This is a genomic window from Actinopolymorpha sp. B11F2 (assembly GCF_040195635.1).
In the GTDB taxonomy this organism is placed as follows: domain Bacteria; phylum Actinomycetota; class Actinomycetes; order Propionibacteriales; family Actinopolymorphaceae; genus Thermasporomyces.
This window is the reverse complement of sequence record NZ_JBEFTX010000054.1, coordinates 1-1,770: the sequence shown is the minus strand read 5'-3', so window position 1 is coordinate 1,770 and position 1,770 is coordinate 1. Positions and strand designations below refer to the sequence as shown.

The following is a 1,770-nucleotide window of genomic DNA, read 5'->3' as shown; positions in this document are numbered from 1 at the left end:
CGCCGTTGGGGAGTCATCCTGGCGATGCCGGCGATTCTCGGGTTCGTCATCTTCACGATCGGGCCGATGGTCGCGTCGTTCTTCTTCAGTCTCACTGACTGGACGATCGGTGGGAGTCCGTCGTTCATCGGAGTCGACAACTACCAGACGCTTGTGGGTGATGAGCTGTTCTGGAAGTCGTTGAGCGTGACCACGTATTACACGTTGGGCACGGTGCCGCTGATTCTGGTCCTTGGCTTCATCCTCGCGCTGTTACTGAATCAGCAGGTGCGCGGGCTGAGTGTCTGGCGGACGATCTACTATCTTCCGACGTTGGTGCCGGCGGTGGCGAGTGCGGTGCTGTGGATCTGGATCTTCAATCCTGACTTCGGTCTGCTCAACTCGTTGCTGCGTCAGGCAGGACTGCCGACGTCGCAGTGGATCTACAGCGAGACGGCCGTCGTGCCGTCGATGGTGATCATGAGCAGTTGGGGATTCGGCAATGCGATGGTGATCTTCCTGGCGGGTCTGCAGGGAGTGCCACGCCACCTGTACGAGGCGGTGTCGATCGATGGTGGGGGTGTGTGGCAGCGGTTCCGGCACGTGACGCTGCCGATGATGACGCCGACGATCTTCTACAACCTGGTCACCGGTGTGATCGGGACGTTCCAGGTGTTCAACCAGGCGTACGTGATGACGCAGGGCGGGCCGAACAATGCCTCGCTGTTCTACATCTACTACCTCTACCGCACAGCGTTCACCGAGAGCGCGATGGGTTATGCGAGTGCGTTGGCGTGGGTGCTCTTCATGGTCATCATGGTGATCACGTTCCTGCTCTTCCAGAACGCCCGGCGCTGGGTCTACTACGAGATGGCAGGTGCCCGATGAGCACGGCTGGGGTCGCCCGATGAGTACGGCTGGGGTCGCCCTATGAGTACGGCTGGGGTCGCCACATGAGTACGGCTGGGGTTGGCACATGAGTACGGCTGGGGTTGCGCAGGAGGTGTCGAGGGGTCGGGTCGCGCCGAGGGGTGGGCTCGCTCCGCGCGGGGCGCGTCCGGGTCGTCGTGGTGTCGGGCGGGCCGTGCTCTATGTGGTGCTCGTCCTTGGTGCGGTGCCGACGATGCTGCCGTTCGTCTGGTTGGTCCGCAGCGCGCTGATGGGTGACAACCAGATCTTCATCGCACCCCCGGAGTGGATCCCGAACCCCTTCGAGTGGGCCAACTTCTCCGGCGCACTCACCGCGCAGCCATTCGCCCGGTACTTCCTCAACACGATGATCATCGAGTTCTTCACGGTGATCGGCACCGTTTTGACCTGCGCGGTCGCGGGGTTCAGTTTCGCACGGTTGCGGTGGCGGGGACGCAACATCGTCTTCGCGGTCCTGCTCAGCAGTGTGATGCTGCCGTATGCCGTGACGCTGATCCCGACCTTCGTCATGTGGCGGACTCTCGGCGCGCTGGACACGTTCGTGCCGCTCACGGTCCCGGCGTTCTTCGGCGGCGCGGGTGGTGGCGTGTTCAGTATCTTCCTGCTGCGGCAGTTCTTCCTGACGATTCCGTTCGAACTCGACGAGGCGGCCTACATCGACGGCGCGTCGCCGTGGAAGGTCTTCTGGACGATCATCCTGCCGCTCTCGAGGCCAGCCCTGGTCGTGGTGACGATCTTCACGTTCATCGGGACCTGGAACGACTTCCTCAACCCGTTGCTCTATCTGAGCAGCGAGGAGAACTACACACTCGCGCTCGGCCTGGCGTCGTTCCAGAGCGTCTACACCGCGCAGTGGGGCTA

At 62.5% G+C, this 1,770-nt stretch carries 2 protein-coding genes; both read left to right on the top strand.

The window, feature by feature from the left end:
* On the top strand, positions 1 to 867 hold an 867-nt coding region (locus ABN034_RS34175; protein ID WP_349695098.1), incomplete at its 5' end, for a carbohydrate ABC transporter permease.
* An 88-nt stretch (positions 868 to 955) separates the two neighbouring features.
* Positions 956 to 1,770, top strand: an 815-nt coding sequence (locus ABN034_RS34170; protein ID WP_349695097.1) for a carbohydrate ABC transporter permease, incomplete at its 3' end; no start/stop codon positions are given.